This window comes from Mesorhizobium ventifaucium (genome assembly GCF_935822925.1).
Classification (GTDB): domain Bacteria; phylum Pseudomonadota; class Alphaproteobacteria; order Rhizobiales; family Rhizobiaceae; genus Mesorhizobium; species Mesorhizobium ventifaucium.
The window spans coordinates 189,293-210,763 of record NZ_CAKXZS010000014.1 but is presented as its reverse complement, the minus strand read 5'-3'; the positions used below and the strand labels follow the sequence as shown (position 1 = coordinate 210,763).

Below are 21,471 nucleotides of genomic sequence, written 5' to 3'. Positions count from 1 at the left end.
GCATACGCCCACCTACAGAGTAGCGCTACGCTTCAGTCTTGGGATTGGAGATTGGGCCGATCACTGCACAGGAGTTCTGGGGGCCTATGCACCCGATGAGGACCCGGCACCGGACGAGCTGATCGGCGAACCCTATCTCGGCATCCACCCGGCGCCGGCTATCCGGCGCAGCCCGATCACGCCGAGAAAGCGACGTTTTTCCGCCTGCTCGACGGCGAGCGCAACGCGGGCGTCAGCCTGACTGATAGCTTTGACATCTGGCCGGCTCCTCCGTCTCCGGCATCTACCTGTCGGATCCCGAAAGCTATTTTTTCGGCGTGCCCGAGGTCGAACGCGACCAGGTCGAGGACTAGGCGAGGCGCAAGAGCATGCCGCTCGCCAAGGTCGAGCGCTGGCTAGGCCCGATACTCAACTATGTGCCGGCGCAAGGGCTTGACGCAGCCGCGTGAGGCGGGAAATTACGGTGCGTAACTGATGGGGCGAGGAGCCCCATGAATCGTCAAGGGCGCCGGAGGATCGTCGGTCGACCTCCTCAAACGCCGCTGCGAACCCGTTCCGAATTGGTCAGGGCTTCGCCAAGACGGCCTACGGCTTGTTTCAGTGCCTTTTCTGCGGAATCCGTCAGCGATTTGGCGACTCCCTCGCAAACGGCGCCAGCATCGCCTTGCGCGTTGCCTCTACCGGAGACGGCCCAGCGGCTTGGTTGCGAGGGGGACTGGCAGCTGGAGGCCGCTGGGCCTTGACCACCAGCGAGCGTAAGAGGAGGCGCTGTGGTGGCCTGCCCAAAAACTTGCGCTCAAGGCAACGGAATAGCATCATTCGAACGAACACTGTGAGGGAACCTATTGTTCTGTCGGCAGCGGCTCATGGTCAGAATCTGCATTGTGGAGCGCCTGGCCGAGGTCACGCATGATGTCTGGCCACAGACGGGGCAGAACTGGAAATGCCCTGCTTGGTCGTTGGCCGGCAGCCCGTGGCGCCTGCCCTTGATGCCGGTTGCCGGGGTTGTTGGTTCGATCTCGTCTCACGTTGGTCAACACCGTGCTTTTGATAGGACGGCCCGACAGCCTATCGGGGTGACCAGCGGGCCGCCGGGCCTAACCGGCGTGAGGGGATTGGGAGCGGCGCCGGCTGGGGTGGCACTCTAATCCCCTTCATGCGCTACTGCTAATATAGTAAGGCGGATGCGGCATGCGAGATCCTTCTCCCATTGCAGGTGCCGGCTACCCCCAATCTCCAAGTTGATCAAACGACAGTTGCTCCCTTAGCCTGCAAATTGCAGGTGTCAGCAACGCCGGGTATTGGAACCCGGCAATTGGGGCAATTGGGGAGACGCATCATGACCGATCCCATTATGGACTTAGTCGAAACGGCCATCATCCCCGATGTCTTCATTTCAGGGATGGCCGACATGGAAAATTTGGGAGACGGGAATTTCCGGTGCATATTTTACAGCCGGCAGCGAGCGATCTACGAGCGTGGAAAGTTCGAACACGTGATTGTGTGCCGCCTCGTCATGTCGGCAGGCGCGGCTCATGCGATGCTGAAACAAATCGCACATGCCGTTGAACGAGGATCGGATAACGCAGATTCCATCGGCTTTCCTGGCGGGGCACTTCAATGACAATCCTTCGTCTGCACCCCGCCATCGCCTAAAGGAATTAACGAGCCCCTGCTTGAAGTGCACACCGAGCACTTGCCGAAGCGCCTGATGACCCATAAGCCGATGAAAGGTGGTGGGTGGCAAAAAGCGTGGTTCACCGAACGATTTCGGGGATGATTTTGTGAGCGACTGTCAGTCGCTCGCGGGGGGGTGGCCGGCGCCACGCCAGTCCTTTGCATCGTCACCGTCTTGCACAGAGCCATCGTTTTCATCTGCCGGGCTTTCTAACCCGGCTAGTTGCCGGTCGGCCATTTCTTTAGCGAGGCCCACCAGGGCATCGACCTCCTGCATCTGGTCCACGTGACCGCCATTGGCGACGCGTTTCCGGATCCTCTTCAGTTGGTCAGAGGTAAGTCGCAATATTCCGGCGATGGACAGCTTCTTGGCCACGCCTGCATCTCCTGCATCTCAACCCACGAGACAAGCAAGCGTTCCGGCTCGGCGGTAATTCCGCTGTGTAAAAGCGATAAGGTGCCTCGCAATGGTTCAATACGTCTGGCACCGCAATTGCATGGTCAAGTATGGGGCATGGGGTGGAGGCCCGTCGCTTCGCAAATATAGCGGCGGGTCTTCTACATAAAGGTCGCGCCCAGAATCAGCGCAGCAAGGCAGCGCCGAGGACAGCCGGGACGCGAGGTGAGCACGACTCCATCGGCACGGGCCCGCAGACCCGCCGCAGGACGACGCGCTATATGCCCTTGCGGTGTGCTTTCAATTCAGCACCTATTTTCTTGAGGTAATGTCCAGCGATCAATTCGAGGACTAAGGCGATCACCACATAGTAAAAAATCGAGGCCTCTTGGCAATCGATCTCCCGATCCGCGTATTCGCCCTGTCGTCTTGGCGGTCTGATCATCCAGGCTTCCTCATAGATATCCCTCGCCGTCGGACTCGCGTCGCCGGATCAAGCCAGGCGATGCGCCCTCACTATCCAAAGCGAAGCCCTCATTCGCCTCCTGTGTCTTTCAACCAGCTCGCGGTCGCATTCGGGCACGCAGCGGTCGCTGCAACCGACATTCACAACTAACTGTGCGAAAGCGACGGCGAGCGCCCACCGCGCGGTTGACCCGCAGACATCACCGCTGGACGTTGTTCCTTGGTCTTCCCCGGCGCGCCAATTCGAAAAACGACCGGACGTCTATTTCGCCGTGGGCATTGTTGGCCGCCAGGAGCAACCGGATCGGAGGCCAGTTGGCGGGAGGCATCGTTCTCGCAGAGAATTCTTTTAGGTGGAAGGGCTGGTCTCGCCGCCGGCGACTTTGGCGAGCAGCATCCCCAAGGTCAGGCGCGCTCGTTCATGGCTGCGCCGACAAAAATATTCTCAAGAAGCTCGACAGATAGAGACGCCAAGTATCAGAGCATGATGCGATCCCTCGATAGCGAAATGCCTGGCGGAGCGGGAAGTGAATTGAACCAGGGGTTGACCCCACGAAGTCAGAGTGACGTGCAGCGAGACGTCTCAAGGGAACCTTTCCGGCGTTGCGCGCTTGTTGAGCATGCGTTTCACAACCCCGTGAACGACAACAAAAAAACGCTGGAACCAAAAGGAAATTCGCCATGGCGAAAGAAAAGACATTGGATGATCTCTTCCTTGATACGCTCAAAGATATCTATTACGCGGAAAAGAAGATCCTGAAGGCGCTTCCCAAGATGGCGCGCGCCGCCTCATCGGCCGATCTGAAGGCAGCCTTCGAGAAGCACAGGGACGAAACCGACGGTCATGTCGAGCGCCTGCAGCAGGTTTTCGAGCTCCTTGGCAAGCGGGCACAGGGCAAGACGTGTCCCGCGATCGACGGCATCATCGAGGAGGGCGAGGAGATTATGGAGGAGTTCGAGGGAACTCCCGCACTGGACGCCGGTCTGATCTCCGCTGCCCAGGCTGTCGAGCACTACGAGATCACCCGCTATGGCACGCTGAAGCGCTGGGCCGAGGTCTTGGGCATGAGCGACGCCGCCAAGCTGCTCGAACAGACGCTCGGCGAAGAGTCTATGACAGACGAGGCGCTCACCGGATTGGCGGACGCCTCGGCCAACGAAATGGCCAAGGCCGCCTGATCACACACCAGCCACCTCAACTGTGTTGGGGTGGCTGTTTTACTTGCAACATCCGTCTTTCGATAGGAGACAATCATGGGTCGTGGCATTCTACTCTGGCTGCTCGGAGTTCCTATTCCGATCATCATCCTTCTCGCGCTGTTCATGCGGTAGGAGGAATCCATGGCATCAACCATCCTGGCGACGGACGTCGCTGCGCCGGTCGAGTCCTCGTTATCCGCAGTCAACTGGGGACCGATCATCGCCGGCGCCTTCGCTGCCTCGACCTTGACGTTCATCCTGATGCTTCTCGGGTCCGGCCTCGGGCTCACGATGGTGTCTCCATGGTCCAACGAAAGCGCCAGCGTCACCACCTTCGCTGTGTCCACTGCAATCTGGCTGGTCATCGTGCAATGGTTGTCATCCGGGCTCGGGGGTTACCTGACCGGGCGCCTTCGCACCAAATGGGTCGGCATTCATACGGACGAGACGTTCTTCCGGGATACGGCGCACGGATTCATGGCCTGGGCGCTGGCGACGCTTCTGGTCGCGTTCGTGCTCGGTTCGGCGCTGTCCGCGGCAATCGGCACCGGCGTCAAGGCGGCCTCGACAGTGGCCTCTGGAGCAGCAATGGGTGCCTCGGCAGGGGCGACCGCAAACGCCGGGAACGACGGAGGCAGCGACGCGACTTCGTATTTCGTGGATGCGCTGTTCCGCCCGACCGATCCTTCCAGGCTGGCGGCGCCGGGCGCGGAGGGCGATGCGACAGCAGCCGCACAAGCCTCCCGCATCCTCATTACGAGTGCGGTGGCCGGCGAAGTCTCGGCCGACGACAAGACTTATCTGGGACAACTCGTGGCCGCTCGCACTGGCCTGTCGCAAGCGGATGCTACTGCCCGGGTTGATGCGGTGCTTGCTCAGGTCGAGGCGGCCAAAGTCCAAGCACAGGAAGCAGCCGACACAGCTAGAAAAGCCGGCGCCACTTTCGCGCTGGTTGGCGCGCTTTCTCTCATCATCGGTGCGTTCATCGCCAGCGCAGCGGCAGCGTTAGGCGGCAAGCAGCGCGACGACGAAGAAGACGCGCTCTATCTCACAGCCAGTCGAAGCTGAAGACGTCTACTCCCGGCCGACCCAGAGGGTCGGCCGGACTCCATCTCCCGCCGCGCTCTCGCGAAAGACGATCAGCGGCCGGATCGCCCGCCCTTCCTCAGCTGGAAGGCTCTGGCGCCGCCAAGCGTCTAAGACCCCGAAATCGCCTGGGTAAATGAGGAGAGCCAATGATTAGATGGCTCCAGTCGGGAACAAAGTCGAATACCCGTGATTGTACGTTGCCCAGAGTGGCAGGACCGATAACTATCCAACGGGTGTACCATGGATTCTCCAACGTTGCCTCCGCCACCTCCGACTGAACTCAGCCAAGCACTGAAACGCAATATCCAAGCGATTGAGGAGCGCCGGGCGAAGGAAGCAAGCGAGGCAACTTTGGAAGAGAAAATCGCTGAGGCGATTACTTCTTTTACGGGCAGTATGCGTTTCGTGTACCTTCACTTGGCCGTGTATGGCGGCTGGATCGTCTCGAACTTGGGCTGGATACCGATCACTCCGCCATTTGATCCGACATTCGTGATATTGGCTATGGTAGCTTCCGTCGAGGCGATATTTCTCTCGACCTTTGTACTGATCAGTCAAAACCGGATGTCAGCTGCCGCAGACAAACGGGCGGATCTGGACCTTCAGGTGAGCCTGCTGACGGAGCACGAACTCACAAAGCTTACTGAACTTGTCGATTCGATAGCGGATCGGTTGAATGTAAAACCAGCCTTAAGCGATATAGAAGTCGGCGAGATTAAGAGGGACATCGCGCCAGAAGCAGTGCTGGACGAGATCGAATCGAAGCAGCGGGCGACTGCGAAGAAGCTGGACCAGCGCTAGTGTCGTGATTCGAAGTTAGGTTGATTTTGATTTGGGGCTTGGGTCGAACTTCGAAATCAAAACGACAGTCGGAATTTTAGATTGCTACTGTCGGCAATGCCGCCCTACAGGAGCTTCATGTCTTCATAGGTGGTCACGAAGGTCACTGATGTATCCAGTTTTCCCTCTAGGCTCATGGATGGAGGTCTCCTACTTCGGAGTGCTGAATAATTGGAATAGTCGCCCATGAGGCTCGCAACCCTCCACCTTGAAACTGCGAGATACGGCGATGTTTATCGCGCCGAAAGGCTCGCGCTGCTGAGGCAGCAAATGATCCGGCACATCAAGCGCACTGACACCTCGGCTCAAAAAGTTGAACAAGCGCTGGCTAGGTTGGCCGAAGCAAACGCACCCATGGACCCGCTCGCGCGGCATCGGTAGGACCACGCTCATGCACGCCTCCGCATCGGCACGATGTGCGGCGGTTGTTCGGTTGCTGCATGTGACGTTCCCTCCACATCCGTGTCGCGATGCCTGGGATGCTTCGATCCGGCAAACGGGGATATGATCCTGGTATTCAAGACCGAAGACGCCACCAGCGGCGGGCACTAGTTCCGCCTCTCGCCCGAGCTGGGCCCCAGTTCCGTTCCTATTATTTTCCAGGCGATTCGCGAGAAGGCGAACTGAATCATTCCGCATCTGAGCGACGTGGCCCGCTGCCTCACGGTGGCGGGCTTTCTTCGCTGCGAACATGGCGGGAACAAATGGGCTGATCCGTGTTGCAGTCATGTTGCAATGACAACAACGGACGGACCGAGACAGGCCCGGAAAGCAAGGAGTTGAGCGCTGCAGGACGTGAAAACCCATGCAACACGGACCGGTCGCGATGGTGCTGCGTAACCGATTGTTTTCATTCATGAAGTTCTTGGCTGGGGAACCTGGATTCGAACCAGGACTAACGGAGTCAGAGTCCGTGGGTCTACCGTTAACCTATTCCCCAGCAGGCGCGGCTGTTGAAAACCACGCGGCAGGGCGACAATGTCGCCGCGCGTGCCTTGTAGCCGCCGCCGAAAAATAGTCAAGCCTGCCGAGCCTTTCAATCGCCACGTTTCATCAGGCGTATTTCTAAGTGCTGCATCTCAATTCCCGCTTCGCCCGAGCTGCGAGTGCTCGAAATACAGCACGACGCCGAGCGCCATCACCAGCGGGATGATCAGGTAGAACAGCCGGAACACCAGCAGTGCTGCCAGCACGCCGACCGGGTCCATATGCGACAGGCCGGCCAGGAAGACGACCTCGAACACGCCGAGCCCGCCCGGCGCGTGCGAGATCTGGGCGACCGAGAACGATACCAGGAAGACGCCGAGCACGACGAAGTACCCGGGATTGCCTGATACCGGCAGGGCAAAGAAGATGATCGCTGCCGCTGCCAGCAATTCGACCGGGCCGATCAGCAATTGCCGCGCGACGATCGGCAGTGCCGGATAATGGACCTGAAAACTGCCGATCTTCAGCGGCCTGAGATGCAGCCAGCTGCCGAAGATATAGGCCGCCACCACGAGCAGCATCGCGAGCCCCGCCGCCTGCGAAAGCTGATGATGCGGCGCGCCGGAAAAGCGGTCGACGATCTCCGGCGCGAGCACCAGCACGATGCCTGAAACCAACACCGTAGACAGCACGAAGGTGATCCAGCAGATCGCCACCAGAATGCCGACGTCCTGTCCGGTCAGCCCCTTGGTTCCGTAAGCGCGGTAGCGGATCACCGCGCCTGAAAATACCGAGCCGCCGATATTGTGCGACAGCGCGTAGGTGGTGAAGGAGCACAGGGTGACGAACAGCCAAGACACTTTCTTGCCGATATGCAGGAGCGCGATGTGGTCGTAGCCGGCCAGCGACGCATAGGCGATGACCGAGCTCAACGCGGCGAGCACCCAGCCGCGGGCAGGGATGGCGACGATGCCGTCCCAGACGTCGTCGAGCGAAATGCCGCGCAGCTCGTGCAGCAGCAGCCATAGCGAGAAGACGACCGCCGCAACGCCGACGACCGGCCAGAAATAACGCCTCCAGTTCATGGCGTGACGATCATGCGTTGCAGCCCCGTTGCCCTTTCGGTTCGCGTCAGGAAAAACTGCCCGCGATTTCGAATGTTTCATCCCCGCCATTTCAGAAATGCCTTATCGAAGCCGGCTATTCAACCGGCAAGGCGCGCTGCTGCGCTGGCGCCTTCCCTTCTCCCCTTGTGGGAGAAGGTGGATCGGCGCGCAGCGCCGAGACGGAAGAGGGGTGTTGGAAGAAACTCGGCGTGAAAAAAACTAATAATTTGAAGTGATTACGTCTTCAACGCCGCGATCCGTCCAGCACCCCTCATCCGACCGAGCTTCGCTCGGCCACCTTCTCCCACAAGGGGGAAGGGGTCGCCACCTCAGCGCCCCTCCCGCGAACGCATTTCATGTCTTGGTGATCCGGCCCGGCGCTGCTAGTCTGGTGGCAACTTTGAACATGTGAAAGCGTCTGCTGCGTCCGGTCTCCGGTTCGCGCGGCGCCGGAAGGAATTGAAGTGGAAGACCACGACACCGGCGCCGGCGCGCCGGAAGTGGGCGTGTCCGAGGCTTCGCCGCCGCCTTCGGGCCAGGCAAGCCCACCCGCCGGCCGGCACAATGTCCGCCCGGTGCAGCCTTGGTCCGGTCACGGACAGGCAGGCGACGCGTCCCAGCATCAGAATGGCCAGAAGGCCAAGACCAGGAAGCGACGCAAACGCCGGCGCGGCCGCAAGGTTTTTGCGCGCGATGACGCTCGCCTCGCTGCGGCCGGACTGTCGGCGCCCGCCGGCAGTGCTCCAGCCCGCCTCGCGCCCGAGGCCATCGTCGCGGCTTTGCCGTCGGTTGCGCCAAGCAGGCCGGAGCAGGTTATTCGCCGCCCGCCGATGCAGGAACTGCCGGTGTTTGCCGCACTCGATCTCGGCACCAACAATTGCCGGCTGCTGGTGGCGGTGCCGACGCGGCACGGCCAGTTCCGCGTCATCGACGCTTTCTCGCGCATCGTCAGGCTGGGCGAGGGCCTCACCGCCAATGGCCGGCTCGGGCAGCCGGCGATGGACCGTGCGGTCGAGGCACTGAAGATCTGTGGTGACAAATTGCGCAGCCGCAAGATCAGGAAAGCCCGGCTGATCGCCACCGAAGCCTGCCGCACGGCCGCGAACGGCGCCGAGTTCCTCGACCGCGTCGAGCGCGAGGCGGGGTTGAAACTCGAGATCATCGACCGCCAGACCGAGGCGCGGCTGGCGGTGTCGGGCTGCGGCTCGCTGGTCGATCGCGACACGCAAGGCGTCGTCCTGTTCGACATCGGCGGCGGCTCCTCGGAAATCGCGCTGATCGATCTCACCGGCCACCGCTCGCCGAGGCTCGCCAACCATATCGTCTCGTGGACGTCGCTGCCGGTCGGCGTCGTCTCGCTGGCCGAGCGCTTCGGCGGCCGCGCTGTCACCCGCGAGATCTTTGCCGCCATGGTCGAGGATGTCGCCGTGCGCCTGCACGCCTTTGATGGGCGCGACCGGCTGAGCCATGTGCTCGCCAGCCCGAAATTCCATCTGCTCGGCACTTCGGGCACGGTGACAACGCTGGCCGGCGTCCACCTCGACCTGGAGCGCTACGACCGCCGCCGCGTCGACGGGCTGTGGATGGACCGCGACAGCGTCGACCGCATGGTCGAAAAACTGGTCGGCTGGGATTTCCAGCAGCGCGTCGCCAATCCTTGCATCGGCGCCGATCGTGCCGATCTGGTGCTGGCCGGCTGCGCCATCCTGGAAGCGATCCGCGCGGTGTGGCCGTCGGAGCGGCTGCGCGTCGCCGACCGCGGCCTGCGCGAGGGCATATTGAGCGAACTGATGGCCGACGACGGCGTCTGGCGCAACAATGGGCGTGGCAGAGCATGATCCCGAAAAGCGGCAACCGGTTTTCGCTGGAGATCATGCTCAAACAAGAAGTCAGGCAATGACCAAGAAACCGGAAAAACCAGGCTCTGCCGGCATTCGCGTGCTGAAGACGCGGATCAAGAAGAAGAGCGGCCTGAAGGAATCGTCGCGCCGCTGGCTGCAGCGCCATATCAACGATCCCTATGTCCAGCGCTCCAAGGCCGACGGCTACCGCTCGCGCGCCGCCTACAAGCTGATCGAGATCGACGACAAGCACCATCTGCTCAAGCCTGGCATGAAAGTCATCGACCTTGGCGCGGCACCCGGCGGCTGGTGCCAGGTCGCCGCCGCGCGCACGAAATCGACGGCCGAACACCCGCATGTTGTCGGCATCGACTATCTGGAGATGGACGCGGTGCCCGGCGCGCCGGTGCTGTTGATGGATTTTCTCGACCCGCAGGCGCCGGAAAAGCTCGCCGAAACGCTCGGTGGCCAACCGGACATCGTTTTGTCCGATATGGCCGCACCCACCACCGGCCATCGCCGGACCGATCACATCCGCACCATGTATCTGTGCGAGGTGGCGGCCGATTTCGCCCTGTCGGTGCTGAAGCCGGGCGGCCATTTCCTCGCCAAGACTTTCCAGGGCGGCGCCGAGAACGAATTGCTCGCCAGGCTCAAGCAGAATTTCCGCTCGGTCCACCACGTCAAACCGCCGGCCTCGCGCGATGAGTCGGTGGAGCTTTATCTGCTGGCGAAGGATTTTAAAGGCGGAAGCGGCGCAGGGTAAACCGCCCTGTAGCGTTCCTTCGCGCCCCCCTCTGTCCTGCCGGACATCTCCCCTCAAGGGGGGAGATCGGACGTCATCGGCCTTCGCAACCTTCAACCGTGCAGGAGTGCGTGGAGCGGCGAAGCTGCCGTTTTCCCTCCTTGAGGGGGAGATGGCCGGCAGGACAGAGGGGGGCGCTGTCTCGCCAGCGCTGGAGGGCGCTACTCCTCAACTCGCCGGTGGACCCGCCTCCAGCGTCTTGGGCGCCGTCAGCCCGCCATATCCTGACACGGCGTTCCCGGCGTCCGGCGCCAGCCGTATGAATGACAGCGATGCGGCCGCCGACACCGCCGCGACGATAAAGAATGCGATGTGGAAGTCGCTCAGCGTCAGCGGCCCGCCATGGATTGTCGTCGATACTTCCACGATGCCGCCGGCCAGCGCGACGCCGAGCGCGATCGACAGTTGCTGGAATACCGCGGCGATCGGCGTTGCCTTGCTGGTGTCGGCGGTCGAAATCTCGGCATAGGCAAGCGCGTTGATGCCGGTGAAGAACATCGAGCGGATGAAGCCGCCGACGAGCAGGGCGGCGAGGACCAGCAGATACGGCGTGTCGGGCGTGAACAAGCCGTTGATGGCGATCGACGCCGCCGCGATCAGCGAGCCGAAGATCAGCACGCGGCGGAAGCCGGCGACCCTGAAGATCAGCGCGGTGACGAATTTCATGCCGATGGCGCCGACCGCCGCCACGAAGGTGATCATTCCCGACTGGAACGGCGTCAGCCCGAAGCCGATCTGGAACATCAGCGGCAAAAGGAAGGGCACGGCGCCAATGCCGATGCGAAACAGCCCGCCGCCGAGGACCGAGGCGCGGAACACCTGGTTGCGAAACAGCTCGAGCGCCAGCAGCGGGTTTTTGGCGCGGCGCGCATGCAGGAGGTAAAGCGCGGCTGAAACCAGTCCGACAGCCACGGTGAGAAAGCCGGCAATCGGCGGCAAGGCTGGCAGGCTGACCACCGACAGGCCGAGCACGATGCCCGATGCCGCCAGCCCGCTCAGCACGAAGCCGATGAAGTCGAGCGGCGGCATCTGTGCCGATTCGGTCTCCGGCAGGAATCGCGTAGCGAGCCAGATGCCGATCAGCCCAATCGGCACATTGATCAGGAAGATCCAGTGCCAGGTGAAATAGGTGGTGATGAAGCCGCCGACCGGCGGACCGACGAGCGGCCCGACCAGCGCCGGGATGCTCAGCCAGGACATGGCGGCGACAAGCTCGCTTTTCGGCGTGGCGCGCACCAGCACAAGCCGTCCCACCGGCGTCATCATGGCGCCGCCAATGCCTTGCAGGAAGCGCGACATCACGAAAGCCGGCAGCGAATTGGACACCGCGCAAGCGACCGAACCGACGATGAACACGGCAATCGCCGCACGAAACACGTTCTTGGCGCCAAAGCGGTCGGCCATCCAGCCGCTGATCGGGATGAACACCGCCAGCGACACCAGATAGGCGGTCAGCGCCAGCTTGAGCGCGACCGGGCTGGTCTGGAGGTCGATGGCGATCGCCGGCAGCGACGTCGCGATAACGGTCGAATCCATGTTTTCCATGAAAAGAGCGACCGCCAGGATAAGCGGAATGGTGCGGTTCATAGAGCGCGTCCGGGCTTGAATGTTGCGCCGTCGATTGCCTGCCGGTCCCTCGGGGGCAGAGGGGCACCCGACAGGCAGGGCGGTTACCACGGGCTGCGTTGGATGTCGCCTTAACTTGCTGTCACATTTGTGCGACCTTGGCAGCGTGCCAGTTCGGAGCCGGCGAAGAATGGCGCCTAAATAAAAAACCCGCCTCGGCAGCGGGTCGCTGGCGCAAATCAGCGCCATGAATAAATTCCTAGCATAATTGCCGTCACAAAGCAAGTCAGATGTGCTATTCACTTCAGCAGAGTTGGCGCCCTGCCAATTCTCGACCTCGGCGCGGCGCCAACCTGAAGCGATTGCCCCGAGCCCGAGCCTGAGCCTCTTCCGCTGCCAGGGTCGCCCTGTCGTGCACAAGCAATCGGCTTTTCAACGGCGACAGGACGTGTTACGAGCCAGCGCCAATCCTGAAAGGGAAGAAGACGAGTCGGCGCTGTCCATCCGGTCCAGCGCTTTTCATGCATTCCGAGGGCTGGCCATGGCAAAGATTATCGAAACGTCCACGGGCGCATTGGCGCTGACCTTTGACGATGTGCTGCTGCAGCCGGGTCATTCGGAGGTCATGCCCGGCGAAACCGATATCCGCACCCGCATTGCCGGCGACATCGACCTCAACGTGCCGATCCTGTCCGCCGCCATGGATACCGTCACCGAGGCGCGTCTTGCCATCGCCATGGCCCAGGCCGGCGGCATCGGCGTCATCCACCGCAATTTCTCGCCGGCCGAACAGGCCGAGCAGGTGCGGCAAGTCAAGAAATTCGAATCCGGCATGGTGGTCAATCCCGTCACCATCGGCCCCGATGCGACGCTCGCCGACGCCTTGGGACTGATGCGCACCTACAGCATCTCGGGCATTCCAGTGGTCGAGAATGGCGGCGCCGGCGGGCATAAGGTCGGACGGCTGGTCGGCATCCTGACCAACCGCGACGTGCGCTTCGCTTCCGACCCGGGCCAGAAGGTCTACGAACTGATGACCCGTGAGAACCTGATCACGGTCAAGGAGAACGTCGATCAGGACGAGGCCAAGCGGCTCCTGCACCAGCACCGCATCGAGAAGCTGGTCGTGGTCGATAGCGGCGGCAATTGCGTCGGGCTGATCACCGTCAAGGACATCGAGAAGTCGCAGCTCAATCCGCACGCCACCAAGGACGTGCAGGGGCGCTTGCGCGCTGCGGCCGCCACCAGCGTCGGCGATGACGGTTTTGAGCGCGCCGAGCGGCTCATCGATGCCGGCGTCGACCTGCTGGTGATCGACACCGCGCACGGTCACTCGCAACGCGTGCTCGACGCGGTGACGCGGGCCAAGAAACTGTCCAATTCGGTTCGCATACTGGCCGGCAACGTCGCCACGTCAGACGGCACGCTGGCGCTGATCGATGCTGGCGCCGACGCCGTCAAGGTCGGCATCGGGCCGGGTTCCATCTGCACCACCCGCATCGTCGCCGGCGTCGGCACGCCGCAGCTTTCGGCGATCATGTCGGCGGTCGAGACGGCGCAGAAGTCGGGCGTCTCGGTCATTGCCGACGGCGGCATCAAATATTCCGGCGATCTCGCCAAGGCGCTCGCCGCCGGCGCCAGTGCCGCGATGATCGGCTCGCTGCTGGCCGGCACCGACGAGAGCCCGGGCGAAGTCTATCTGCACCAGGGCCGCTCGTTCAAAGCCTATCGCGGCATGGGCTCGGTCGGCGCCATGGCGCGTGGCTCCGCCGACCGCTATTTCCAGGCTGAGGTTCGCGACACGCTGAAACTGGTGCCGGAAGGCATCGAAGGGCAGGTGCCTTACAAAGGACCCGTGTCCGGCGTGCTGCACCAGCTCGCCGGCGGCCTGAAAGCCGCTATGGGCTATGTCGGCGGGCGCGACCTGGCCGATTTCCGCGACCGCGCCACCTTCGTACGCATATCCAACGCCGGACTTCGTGAAAGCCACGCCCATGACGTCACGATCACCCGCGAAAGCCCGAATTACCCCGGCGGAGCCTAGCCAGCTCGCACGAAGCCTGACGGCAATGATGCTGCGGCTGTCGCGCCACGCTGCCGCGCTCTGTTTTGTCTGCGCGGCGGTTTTCGTCGCCATGACGGCGATGGAGTTCCTCTATTTCCGCCAGCTGAGCGGCGGCCTGCCGTCGCTCGATTTGCGCTTTGCCGGGTTCGCCCCGGACGAGGGCATGGCTTGGCTGACGGCACTCGGCCGTCGCGGCAGCGAGATCATCCTGGTCTGGCATTATCTGACCTTCGACCTGCTGTTCCCGGCGCTGCTGTCGCTGACATTGGTCAGCCTGATCCTTGCCACGGGGCGACGGCTGAAGCGCTTCCGGGCTCTTTCCGCCCAGCTTCAGTCGCTGGTCGCGCTCGTCCTGGTGCTGCCCTACACGCTTGCCGATTATGCGCAGAACGTCGCCGTGGCCCGCATGCTCTCCGATTTCCTGTCGGCCAATCCGGACTCGCTGTCCTTCGCCTCGGCGCTGATCGTCGCCAAATTCGCGCTTCTGGCGATACCAGTGATCGTCATCGCAGTTTTCCACCTAGCCGCTCAGAGACAGCGCTGACTCCCCTTCTCCCCTTGCGGGAGAAGGTGGCCGAGCGAAGCTCGGTCGGATGAGGGGTGTTGGAAGGATCGCGACTTTCGAGGTATCGAATTGAAGTTATTCGACATTTTTGACGTTATTTCCTCCAGCACCCCTCATCTGGCTCGGCGCTAACGCGCCGATCCACCTTCTCCCACAAGGGGAGAAGGATGTCGCAGACGCTACACGTCGAACAGCGCGATCTTGCGCTTGTCGAACTTGATGGCGAGCTCGCCGCGCACCAGTTTTAGCGCCGCCTCGCCGAACACGGCGCGTCGCCAGCCTTGCAAGGCCGGCACGTCGGCGTCCTCGCCCTCGGCGGCGATGCGGTCGATGTCGTCGCTTGAGGCCAGCACTTTCGAAGCGACGCCCTCCTTTTCGGCAACGATCCGTAACAGCACTTTCAGCAGTTCGGCGGCGGCGTTGGAGCCTTCGGGCGGCTGAAAACTCTTCGGCAGCTTCGGCATCTCTTCCCTGGGCAAGGCAAGCGCGCTGTTGACCGCGCCAAGCAGCGCCGTTGCCGTCGCCGACCGTTCCCAGCCTTTCGGCGTGGTGCGCAGCTTGCCGAGTGCTGCCGCATCGCGCGGCGCCTGCTGCGCCACCTCGTAGATGGCGTCGTCCTTGAGCACCCGGCCGCGCGGCACGTCGCGTTCGCGCGCCTCACGCTCGCGCCATGCCGCCACCGCTTGCACGATCGCCAGCTCCTGCGGCTTGCGCAGCCGCATCTTCAGCCGCTTCCAGGCGTCCTCCGGATGCGGATCATAGGTTTCGCGGGCGGTCAGTACGTCCATCTCCTCGTTCAGCCAGTGGGCGCGGTTTTCCCGCACCAGCTCGGCGCTGAGGTGCTGGTAGACCTCGATCAGATGGGTGACGTCGGCAAGCGCGTAGTCGAGCTGTTTTTCGGAAAGCGGTCGGTGGCGCCAGTCGGTGAAACGTGAGGACTTGTCGAGCCGAGCGCCGGTGACCTTCTGGACGAGCTGGTCATAGGAGACGCTGTCGCCGAACCCGCAAACCATGGCCGCCACCTGGGTGTCGAACACCGGATGCGGGACCAGATCGCCGAGATGAACGATGATTTCAATGTCCTGGCGCGCCGCATGGAAGACTTTCACGACCGCCTCGTTGGCCATCAGCCTGAAGAACGGCTTCAGGTCGATATCGGGTGACAGAGGATCGATCAGCGCCGTCACCCCGGGCGCCGCCATCTGGATCAGGCAAAGGATCGGCCAAAAGGTCGTCTCGCGAATGAATTCGGTGTCGACGGTGACAAAATCCGACTTTTCGAGAGCGGCGAGAGCGGTCTCGAGTTCTTTTTGGGTAGTGATGACGTGCATCAAATCGCTTTTGGCAACATGTAAGGTCTCTTTCAATTTCAGCCGCGCGGGCTTTCGTCAAGCCGCTGTCGGGTTTCAAGACATAGCAGGCGCGTCATCATTGCTTGGCAGGTCCGTCGGAATCATCGTTGCGCTTGGCCAGCCGGGCGAACACCGTCGATGTGCGCAAAAGGCCGATGAAACGGCTGCGATGGCCGGCTGGCACGCCGGATCGGACCTGCATCCGGTACAGGATGACGACGACGAAGATGGCGTAGACGGTGGCGGTGAACACGAACAGCGCGCTTGGCCCAAAATACTGCATCGCCGTCGAGGCGGCGAACGGCCCGCCAATGGCGCCGAAGGAATAGAACAGCATCAGCGCCGCGTTGATCAGCACGAACTCGCCCTTGTCGGCGCGGTCGTTGGAGTGCGCCGCCGACAGTGAATAGAGCGGCATGGCGAAGCTGCCGAAGATGAAGACGATCACGAAGTTGAGGGACGGGTCACTGCGCGCCCAGAACACCAGCGCCAGCGACGCCAGCAGCGCGCAGCACGTCGTTATCAGCAGCACCGAACGCCGGTCCCAGCGGTCGGACAGATAGCCGAGCGGATACTGGATGATGGCGCCGCCGAAGATGCCGACGCTGACGAAGGTGACGACGTCGGTGACCGACATGCCGATCTGTTCGGCATAGACCGGCGACAAGGTGCGAAAAGCGCTGTTGGTGACGCCGACGGCAATGCAGCCGAAGCAACCGAGTGGCGAGATCCGCCAGACCCGGGCCAGGTCGAGCTTGACGTCTTCGGGCGGGGTCGGGTTGGAGCGATCGCCGAGCGACACCGGCACCAGCGAGAGCGTGATCATGATCGACATGACGGCGAAGATGGCGAAACCGCCGGCGCCGACGATCGGGATCAGGAACTGTGCGCCCGTGACCGAACCGATGTCGACCATCCGGTAGATGGCCAGCACCCGCGCGCGGTCCTTGTTGGCGGCCCCGGAATTGAGCCAGGCCTCCATGATGGTGAACAGGCCGGCGAAGCAGAATCCGCCGGCGAGGCGCAACGCGCACCACATGACCGGGTCGAGGACCAGCACCAGAAGCAATGTCCCGGCCGAAGCGATCGCCGCCAGCGCGGAAAAGGCGCGGACATGGCCGACGGCCTTCATGATGTGGGTGACTGCGAGGCAGCCGAGCAGGAAGCCGGCGAAATAGAACGTCCCCATCAGGCCGATGGTCGAGGCCGAAAATCCCTCCTGCGCGCCGCGCAATGCGATCAAGGTGCTCTGCAGGCCGTTGCCGCCGAGCAGGATGCCGGCGGCAATAAGGAGCGGGATCAGCGGGCGCATGGAGGACATGAAGGAAGGCCTGTCGTTGATCCTTCTTGAACCATCGCCCGCGCCAATGCCAGCGGCAATTCCCGGCGGTTAGCAGGCCAGCGCCGGCTATCAACGTCTCAGTTTGATTTTAGCTGGGGGATCCTTCGCGCTCCCGATGGCGCACTCGGGTGGCTTGCCGCCCTACCGAAGAATTCTGTTTGTCATCAGCCATTTCACGGAGCGGGGCCACGCGTAGTTCGCACCCATGCGAAGATCGGTAAAGCCCTGCGAAACAGGGTTGCCGGTTTCAGCGTCGAGGATGCGAATGAACATCGTATGCTCTGTTCGGTTGACGCGCGTCACGACGCCCAGCAAGGCAAGAGACGCACCGTGCTCTTTGGCGATTTTGCTTTCACAGCCCCCGCAATTGCGCAATCCGTGCGGCGCAACCGCCTGCTCATCCCCGGCTGGCACATCAACCACTGTAAAACGCCCTGACTGGGAGAGCATGTCCTTCGCCATTTGTGCCGACTCGGACAGATAGCGCCTGTCATGTTCATCCGGCGGAATTATTCCTGCGCCAGCGCTCTTGTCTTCCAATTCGAAAGGAAACACCTCGATTGACATCGGCTTTGTCTGAGCGTGTGCAAATGTGCAGGTGCCAACAAGCAGCGTCATCAGGACAGTCAATGTGCGGATGCGCACGGTAGTCCTCCCGTCAATGTGACGGCCATTGTACACGGCTCGACCACCCTAATCACGGTCAAGAAGAGGAAATTCCACACTTTGACTGTGGTGTGGAGTTTTCACACAGCCTCGGACGAATGCAGAATCAAGATGCTGCCCGGGCGCCGCCTGCCTTGACAAAACCGGCCGCTCATGTGCTTTTCGCGCAAATTTTCGGGCCGGGACTTACCAATGACAATGCATCGCTACCGCAGCCATACCTGTGCCCAGTTGAGGAAGAGCGACGTCGGCTCTTCCGTTCGCCTGTCGGGCTGGGTGCATCGCGTGCGCGATCATGGCGGCCTGCTGTTCATCGATTTGCGCGACCATTATGGCCTGACCCAGATCGTCGCCGACCCGGATTCGCCGGCTTTCAAGATTGCCGAGACGGTGCGCGGCGAATGGGTCATCCGCGTCGACGGCGAGGTCAAGGCTCGTCTGGCCGAGACCGCGAACGCCAATTTGCCGACCGGCGAAATCGAGGTTTTCGCGCGCGAGATTGAAGTCCTGTCGGCGGCCAAGGAACTGCCGCTGCCGGTGTTCGGCGAACCGGACTATCCCGAGGACATCCGCCTCAAATACCGCTTCCTCGATCTGCGCCGCGACACGCTGCACAAGAACATCGTGGCGCGCACGAAGATCATCGCCGAGATGCGCAAGCGCATGGGCGAGGTCGGCTTCACCGAATTCTCGACGCCGATCCTGACCGCTTCGTCGCCCGAAGGGGCGCGCGATTTCCTGGTGCCGTCACGTATCCATCCCGGCACCTTCTACGCGCTGCCGCAGGCGCCGCAGATATACAAGCAATTGATCATGGTGTCGGGCTTCGACCGTTACTTCCAGATCGCGCCTTGCTTCCGCGACGAGGACCCGCGCGCCGACCGCCTGCCGGGCGAATTCTACCAGCTCGACGTGGAGATGAGCTTCGTCGAGCAGGACGATATCCTAGCGACCATGGAGCCGGTGATGCGCGCGGTGTTCGAGACCTTTGCCGCCGGAAAGCCGGTGACGCAGGAGTTTCCGCGCATCGCCTATGATGTCGCCATGCGCAAATACGGCACCGACAAGCCCGACCTGCGCAACCCGATCGAGATGCAGGCGGTCTCCGATCATTTCCGCGAGTCCGGCTTCAAGGTGTTCGCCAACATCCTTGCCAACGACCCGACGGCCGAGGTCTGGGCCATTCCGGCCAGGACCGGCGGCTCACGGGCTTTTTGCGACCGCATGAATTCCTGGGCGCAAGGCGAGGGCCAGCCGGGCCTCGGCTACATCTTCTGGCGCAAGGAAGGCGAAAAGCTCGAAGGCGCCGGTCCGCTCGCCAAGAACATCGGCGAGGAGCGCACCGATGCAGTCCGCCTCCAACTCGGTCTTGCCGATGGCGACGCCGCCTTCTTCGTCGCCGGCGACCCGAAAAAGTTCGTCTCGTTCGCGGGCGCGGCGCGCACCCGCGCCGGCGAGGAGCTGAACCTTGTCGATCGCGACCGTTTCGAACTGTGCTGGATCGTCGACTTTCCCTTCTTCGAATGGAACGAGGACGAGAAAAAGATCGATTTCGCCCATAACCCGTTCTCGATGCCGCAGGGCGGCATCGATGCGCTCAACGGCGAGGATCTGCTCGGCATCAAGGCGTTCCAGTATGACATGGTCTGCAATGGTTTCGAGATCGCTAGCGGGGGTATCCGCAACCATCTGCCGGAAACCATGGTCAAGGCATTCGAGACTGTCGGGCTCAATCGCGAGACGGTCGAGGAGCGCTTCGGTGGCCTCTACCGCGCTTTCCAGTATGGCGCACCGCCGCATGGCGGCATGGCGGCCGGCATCGACCGCGTCGTCATGCTGCTGGTCGGCGCCAGGAACCTGCGTGAAGTGACGATGTTCCCGATGAACCAGCAGGCCTATGATCTGTTGATGAGCGCGCCGTCGGAAGCCAGCCCGCAGCAGCTTCGCGAATTGTCGCTGCGCGTCGCCGTGACCAAGAAAGAGGATTAAAAGCCTCCCGCAACCGACTTTAAACGCTATCGGTTTGCGCTGCCCCTCATTGCCCTGCCGGGCATTTCTCCCCGTTATAGTGACGGGGAGAAAGACACTGTCGCAAATGATTTCGCCATCTGCCGGCGCTGCAAGATGAGCACCAACGCCGCGGCCATCTCCCTTCTCCCCGTCACTATGCAGGGAGAAGGTGCCGGCAGGCGGTTGAGGGGCGGCGCTGACGCTCCCAGGCCCCGCTCCAATCAGTCTTCGTTCGCCTTGACCGTCACGCCCAGGGTCTTCGTCAGGTCCACCGGATTGGACATGGCGCCTGCCATGATCAGCGCGAACGGCACCGCTGCGGGCGGCTTGGCCAGGATCTCGATGCTCTGCGGATCGTCAAGAAACTTGCCGACTGCAGCCGACACCTGCGCCGTCAATTCCGGATTGTTGAGCTGCGCCATGCCGAAAGGCACGACCGCCTTGGCCTGGTTGGCGACGTCCTTGCCGGACATGCCTTGCTGCTTGCCGACATAGTCCAGCACCTTGTTGGTCAGCGAATCATCGTCGAAGCGGATCGAAGCGCTGTTGAACGAAAGCTGCTGCAAGACGCCAAGCATGGCCATGCCTTGCGCCGAATTGTCGGCGCCTTCGGGCTGCGCCGCCATCTTCTTCTGCATCTCCTGCAGTGACTTGATAACGTCAAGCGTGTAGCCGCCGAAACCGAAGGTCATGCCGAGCGTTCCGGCATTGTCGACGGCGATGTCGTATTTCGACAGCTCCATCTTGCCGTCCGCAGGCTGCCAGGTGCCCTCCATCGTAAGGTTTCCGGTGATGTTCTGGTAACCGAGCGCGTTGATCACCTCCTTGGACTTCGGGTCCTCGACCAGCGTCAGGTCGGCATTGAACTTTTCCGTGGTGCCGGAAAACGCCATCGCCTTGCCGTCGGCCGGCGGGGTGATTTCGATGGCGAGCCCGTCCATCGAGAAGGCTGTCTTGTCGGCGACCTTGACCGTCATGTTGTCGAGCTCGGCCGATTCATACATCATCATTGAACCCAGCGGGCCTGTGGCGCCGTCGGCGGGAACGGTCATGTCGTGGATGATAAACGGGCTGAGGTCGAGCGTGACGCCGTTTTCGCTGTGCTGGAATGCCGAAGTCGAGACGGTTTCGATTTCATAACCGCCATTGGCTTCGGTCACGCCTTCGAGTTTGATGTCGCCGATCTTGAGCGCTTCCTTTTCGGCCGCCGGTTTGAGGGCCACACCTTGTAGCACCATGCTGGAGGCATCGCCCGTCACCCCGGTCCAGGAGATGTCGACGCCCTGGGCGGCGAGAGCCGCCTTCAGCCGGTCGGCGACCGCCGCATCCTGCGCGAAGGCCGCGTTCAGCGGCAGCGTCAGCAGCAAGGTCGAAAAAGCGAGTTTGTTGAGTGTCGGGCGTCTGATCGTCATCGCGGTTCCCTGAGATTGTGCTGAAGATTGTTTTCAATTCGTTGCGCCGTCACCCTTCCGTGACGAACTGGACGGGAAAAAGGCGTTCGCCCGCACAATGGTCCAAAACCACGGCGAAAGGCAAATTTGATCCATTGCCATAGAGC

17 protein-coding genes, 1 tRNA gene and 1 pseudogene are annotated in these 21,471 nt (G+C 62.0%); 10 read left to right on the top strand and 9 right to left on the bottom strand.

Annotation, left to right across the window (positions count from 1 at the left end; all coding sequences use genetic code 11):
* Positions 1-82: 82 nt before the first annotated feature.
* Positions 83-449: pseudogene (locus NMG70_RS13915) on the top strand (vitamin B12 dependent-methionine synthase activation domain-containing protein); the annotation flags it as partial.
* 890 nt (positions 450-1,339) lie between these two features.
* Complete coding sequence (locus NMG70_RS13910) at positions 1,340-1,624, top strand: hypothetical protein (RefSeq protein ID WP_254025057.1); 285 nt, start codon at positions 1,340-1,342, stop codon at positions 1,622-1,624.
* 171 nt (positions 1,625-1,795) lie between these two features.
* Here NMG70_RS13910 and NMG70_RS13905 read toward each other — a convergent pair whose 3' ends face one another.
* The gene (locus tag NMG70_RS13905) at positions 1,796-2,053 is read right to left on the bottom strand and encodes a hypothetical protein (protein WP_254025056.1); all 258 of its coding nucleotides are present in this window, start codon (positions 2,051-2,053) and stop codon (positions 1,796-1,798) included.
* A 298-nt stretch (positions 2,054-2,351) separates the two neighbouring features.
* Positions 2,352-2,519, bottom strand: a complete 168-nt coding sequence (locus NMG70_RS13900) for a hypothetical protein (RefSeq protein WP_254025055.1) — start codon at positions 2,517-2,519, stop codon at positions 2,352-2,354.
* Between the two features lie 701 nt (positions 2,520-3,220).
* Here NMG70_RS13900 and NMG70_RS13895 point away from each other — a divergent pair.
* The 3 genes from NMG70_RS13895 to NMG70_RS13885 all read left to right on the top strand — a co-directional run bounded on the left by NMG70_RS13895 (position 3,221) and on the right by NMG70_RS13885 (position 5,629).
* Entirely contained in the window at positions 3,221-3,718 is a 498-nt protein-coding gene (locus tag NMG70_RS13895) for a YciE/YciF ferroxidase family protein (protein WP_254025054.1), read from the top strand.
* A 162-nt stretch (positions 3,719-3,880) separates the two neighbouring features.
* Complete coding sequence (locus tag NMG70_RS13890; RefSeq protein ID WP_254025053.1) at positions 3,881-4,807, top strand: hypothetical protein; 927 nt, start codon at positions 3,881-3,883, stop codon at positions 4,805-4,807.
* Positions 4,808-5,068: 261 nt separating this feature from the next.
* Positions 5,069-5,629, top strand: a complete 561-nt coding sequence (locus NMG70_RS13885; protein ID WP_254025052.1) for a DUF1003 domain-containing protein — start codon at positions 5,069-5,071, stop codon at positions 5,627-5,629.
* Positions 5,630-6,534: 905 nt separating this feature from the next.
* Here NMG70_RS13885 and NMG70_RS13880 read toward each other — a convergent pair.
* Positions 6,535-6,608: transfer RNA gene (locus NMG70_RS13880), tRNA-Gln, on the bottom strand.
* Between the two features lie 139 nt (positions 6,609-6,747).
* Positions 6,748-7,680 carry a lysylphosphatidylglycerol synthase domain-containing protein gene (locus NMG70_RS13875; protein WP_254025051.1) on the bottom strand — a complete coding sequence of 311 codons (933 nt, stop codon included), beginning with the start codon at positions 7,678-7,680 and terminating at the stop codon, positions 6,748-6,750.
* Positions 7,681-8,165: 485 nt separating this feature from the next.
* Here NMG70_RS13875 and NMG70_RS13870 point away from each other — a divergent pair, with 485 nt between their 5' ends.
* The gene (locus NMG70_RS13870; RefSeq protein WP_254025050.1) at positions 8,166-9,539 is read left to right on the top strand and encodes a Ppx/GppA phosphatase family protein; all 1,374 of its coding nucleotides are present in this window, start codon (positions 8,166-8,168) and stop codon (positions 9,537-9,539) included.
* Positions 9,540-9,597: 58 nt separating this feature from the next.
* Complete coding sequence (locus tag NMG70_RS13865; protein ID WP_254025049.1) at positions 9,598-10,308, top strand: RlmE family RNA methyltransferase; 711 nt, start codon at positions 9,598-9,600, stop codon at positions 10,306-10,308.
* 207 nt (positions 10,309-10,515) lie between these two features.
* Here the strand turns inward: NMG70_RS13865 and NMG70_RS13860 are convergent, their stop codons facing one another.
* Positions 10,516-11,934, bottom strand: coding sequence for an MFS transporter (locus NMG70_RS13860; RefSeq protein WP_254025048.1), 1,419 nt, complete (start codon positions 11,932-11,934; stop codon positions 10,516-10,518).
* A gap of 520 nt (positions 11,935-12,454) precedes the next feature.
* Between NMG70_RS13860 and guaB the strand changes: the two genes are divergently transcribed.
* Both guaB and NMG70_RS13850 read left to right on the top strand, forming a co-directional pair.
* On the top strand, positions 12,455-13,957 hold the full coding sequence (gene guaB, locus NMG70_RS13855) for an IMP dehydrogenase (protein WP_254025047.1): 1,503 nt from the start codon (positions 12,455-12,457) through the stop codon (positions 13,955-13,957).
* 25 nt (positions 13,958-13,982) lie between these two features.
* Positions 13,983-14,522, top strand: a complete 540-nt coding sequence (locus NMG70_RS13850; RefSeq protein ID WP_254025046.1) for a hypothetical protein — start codon at positions 13,983-13,985, stop codon at positions 14,520-14,522.
* Between the two features lie 200 nt (positions 14,523-14,722).
* On the opposite strand, the gene rnd is transcribed toward NMG70_RS13850, so the two are convergent.
* The 3 genes from rnd to NMG70_RS13835 all read right to left on the bottom strand — a co-directional run bounded on the left by rnd (position 14,723) and on the right by NMG70_RS13835 (position 17,882).
* Positions 14,723-15,874 carry a ribonuclease D gene (rnd, locus tag NMG70_RS13845; RefSeq protein WP_254025045.1) on the bottom strand — a complete coding sequence of 384 codons (1,152 nt, stop codon included), beginning with the start codon at positions 15,872-15,874 and terminating at the stop codon, positions 14,723-14,725.
* Positions 15,875-15,971: 97 nt separating this feature from the next.
* Positions 15,972-17,216, bottom strand: a complete 1,245-nt coding sequence (locus NMG70_RS13840) for an MFS transporter (RefSeq protein WP_254025044.1) — start codon at positions 17,214-17,216, stop codon at positions 15,972-15,974.
* Between the two features lie 162 nt (positions 17,217-17,378).
* Positions 17,379-17,882 carry a DUF3280 domain-containing protein gene (locus NMG70_RS13835; protein ID WP_254025043.1) on the bottom strand — a complete coding sequence of 168 codons (504 nt, stop codon included), beginning with the start codon at positions 17,880-17,882 and terminating at the stop codon, positions 17,379-17,381.
* 219 nt (positions 17,883-18,101) lie between these two features.
* On the opposite strand from NMG70_RS13835, the gene aspS reads away from it, so the two are divergent.
* Positions 18,102-19,892, top strand: a complete 1,791-nt coding sequence (gene aspS / locus NMG70_RS13830; protein WP_254025132.1) for an aspartate--tRNA ligase — start codon at positions 18,102-18,104, stop codon at positions 19,890-19,892.
* A 242-nt stretch (positions 19,893-20,134) separates the two neighbouring features.
* Here the strand turns inward: aspS and NMG70_RS13825 are convergent, their stop codons facing one another.
* Positions 20,135-21,325, bottom strand: coding sequence for an aq_1923 C-terminal domain (locus tag NMG70_RS13825; RefSeq protein ID WP_254025042.1), 1,191 nt, complete (start codon positions 21,323-21,325; stop codon positions 20,135-20,137).
* Between the last annotated feature and the right edge of the window lie 146 nt (positions 21,326-21,471).

Bases quoted from the DNA above. Each gene is read 5' to 3' on its own strand.
- NMG70_RS13910 (WP_254025057.1), top strand. From the start codon at position 1,340: ATGACCGATCCCATTATGGACTTAGTCGAAACGGCCATCATCCCCGAT.
- NMG70_RS13900 (WP_254025055.1), bottom strand. From the start codon at position 2,519: ATGATCAGACCGCCAAGACGACAGGGCGAATACGCGGATCGGGAGATC.
- NMG70_RS13895 (WP_254025054.1), top strand. From the start codon at position 3,221: ATGGCGAAAGAAAAGACATTGGATGATCTCTTCCTTGATACGCTCAAA.
- NMG70_RS13890 (WP_254025053.1), top strand. From the start codon at position 3,881: ATGGCATCAACCATCCTGGCGACGGACGTCGCTGCGCCGGTCGAGTCC.
- NMG70_RS13885 (WP_254025052.1), top strand. From the start codon at position 5,069: ATGGATTCTCCAACGTTGCCTCCGCCACCTCCGACTGAACTCAGCCAA.
- NMG70_RS13875 (WP_254025051.1), bottom strand. From the start codon at position 7,680: ATGAACTGGAGGCGTTATTTCTGGCCGGTCGTCGGCGTTGCGGCGGTC.
- NMG70_RS13865 (WP_254025049.1), top strand. From the start codon at position 9,598: ATGACCAAGAAACCGGAAAAACCAGGCTCTGCCGGCATTCGCGTGCTG.
- NMG70_RS13860 (WP_254025048.1), bottom strand. From the start codon at position 11,934: ATGAACCGCACCATTCCGCTTATCCTGGCGGTCGCTCTTTTCATGGAA.
- guaB (WP_254025047.1), top strand. From the start codon at position 12,455: ATGGCAAAGATTATCGAAACGTCCACGGGCGCATTGGCGCTGACCTTT.
- NMG70_RS13850 (WP_254025046.1), top strand. From the start codon at position 13,983: ATGATGCTGCGGCTGTCGCGCCACGCTGCCGCGCTCTGTTTTGTCTGC.
- rnd (WP_254025045.1), bottom strand. From the start codon at position 15,874: ATGCACGTCATCACTACCCAAAAAGAACTCGAGACCGCTCTCGCCGCT.
- NMG70_RS13840 (WP_254025044.1), bottom strand. From the start codon at position 17,216: ATGTCCTCCATGCGCCCGCTGATCCCGCTCCTTATTGCCGCCGGCATC.
- aspS (WP_254025132.1), top strand. From the start codon at position 18,102: ATGCATCGCTACCGCAGCCATACCTGTGCCCAGTTGAGGAAGAGCGAC.
- NMG70_RS13825 (WP_254025042.1), bottom strand. From the start codon at position 21,325: ATGACGATCAGACGCCCGACACTCAACAAACTCGCTTTTTCGACCTTG.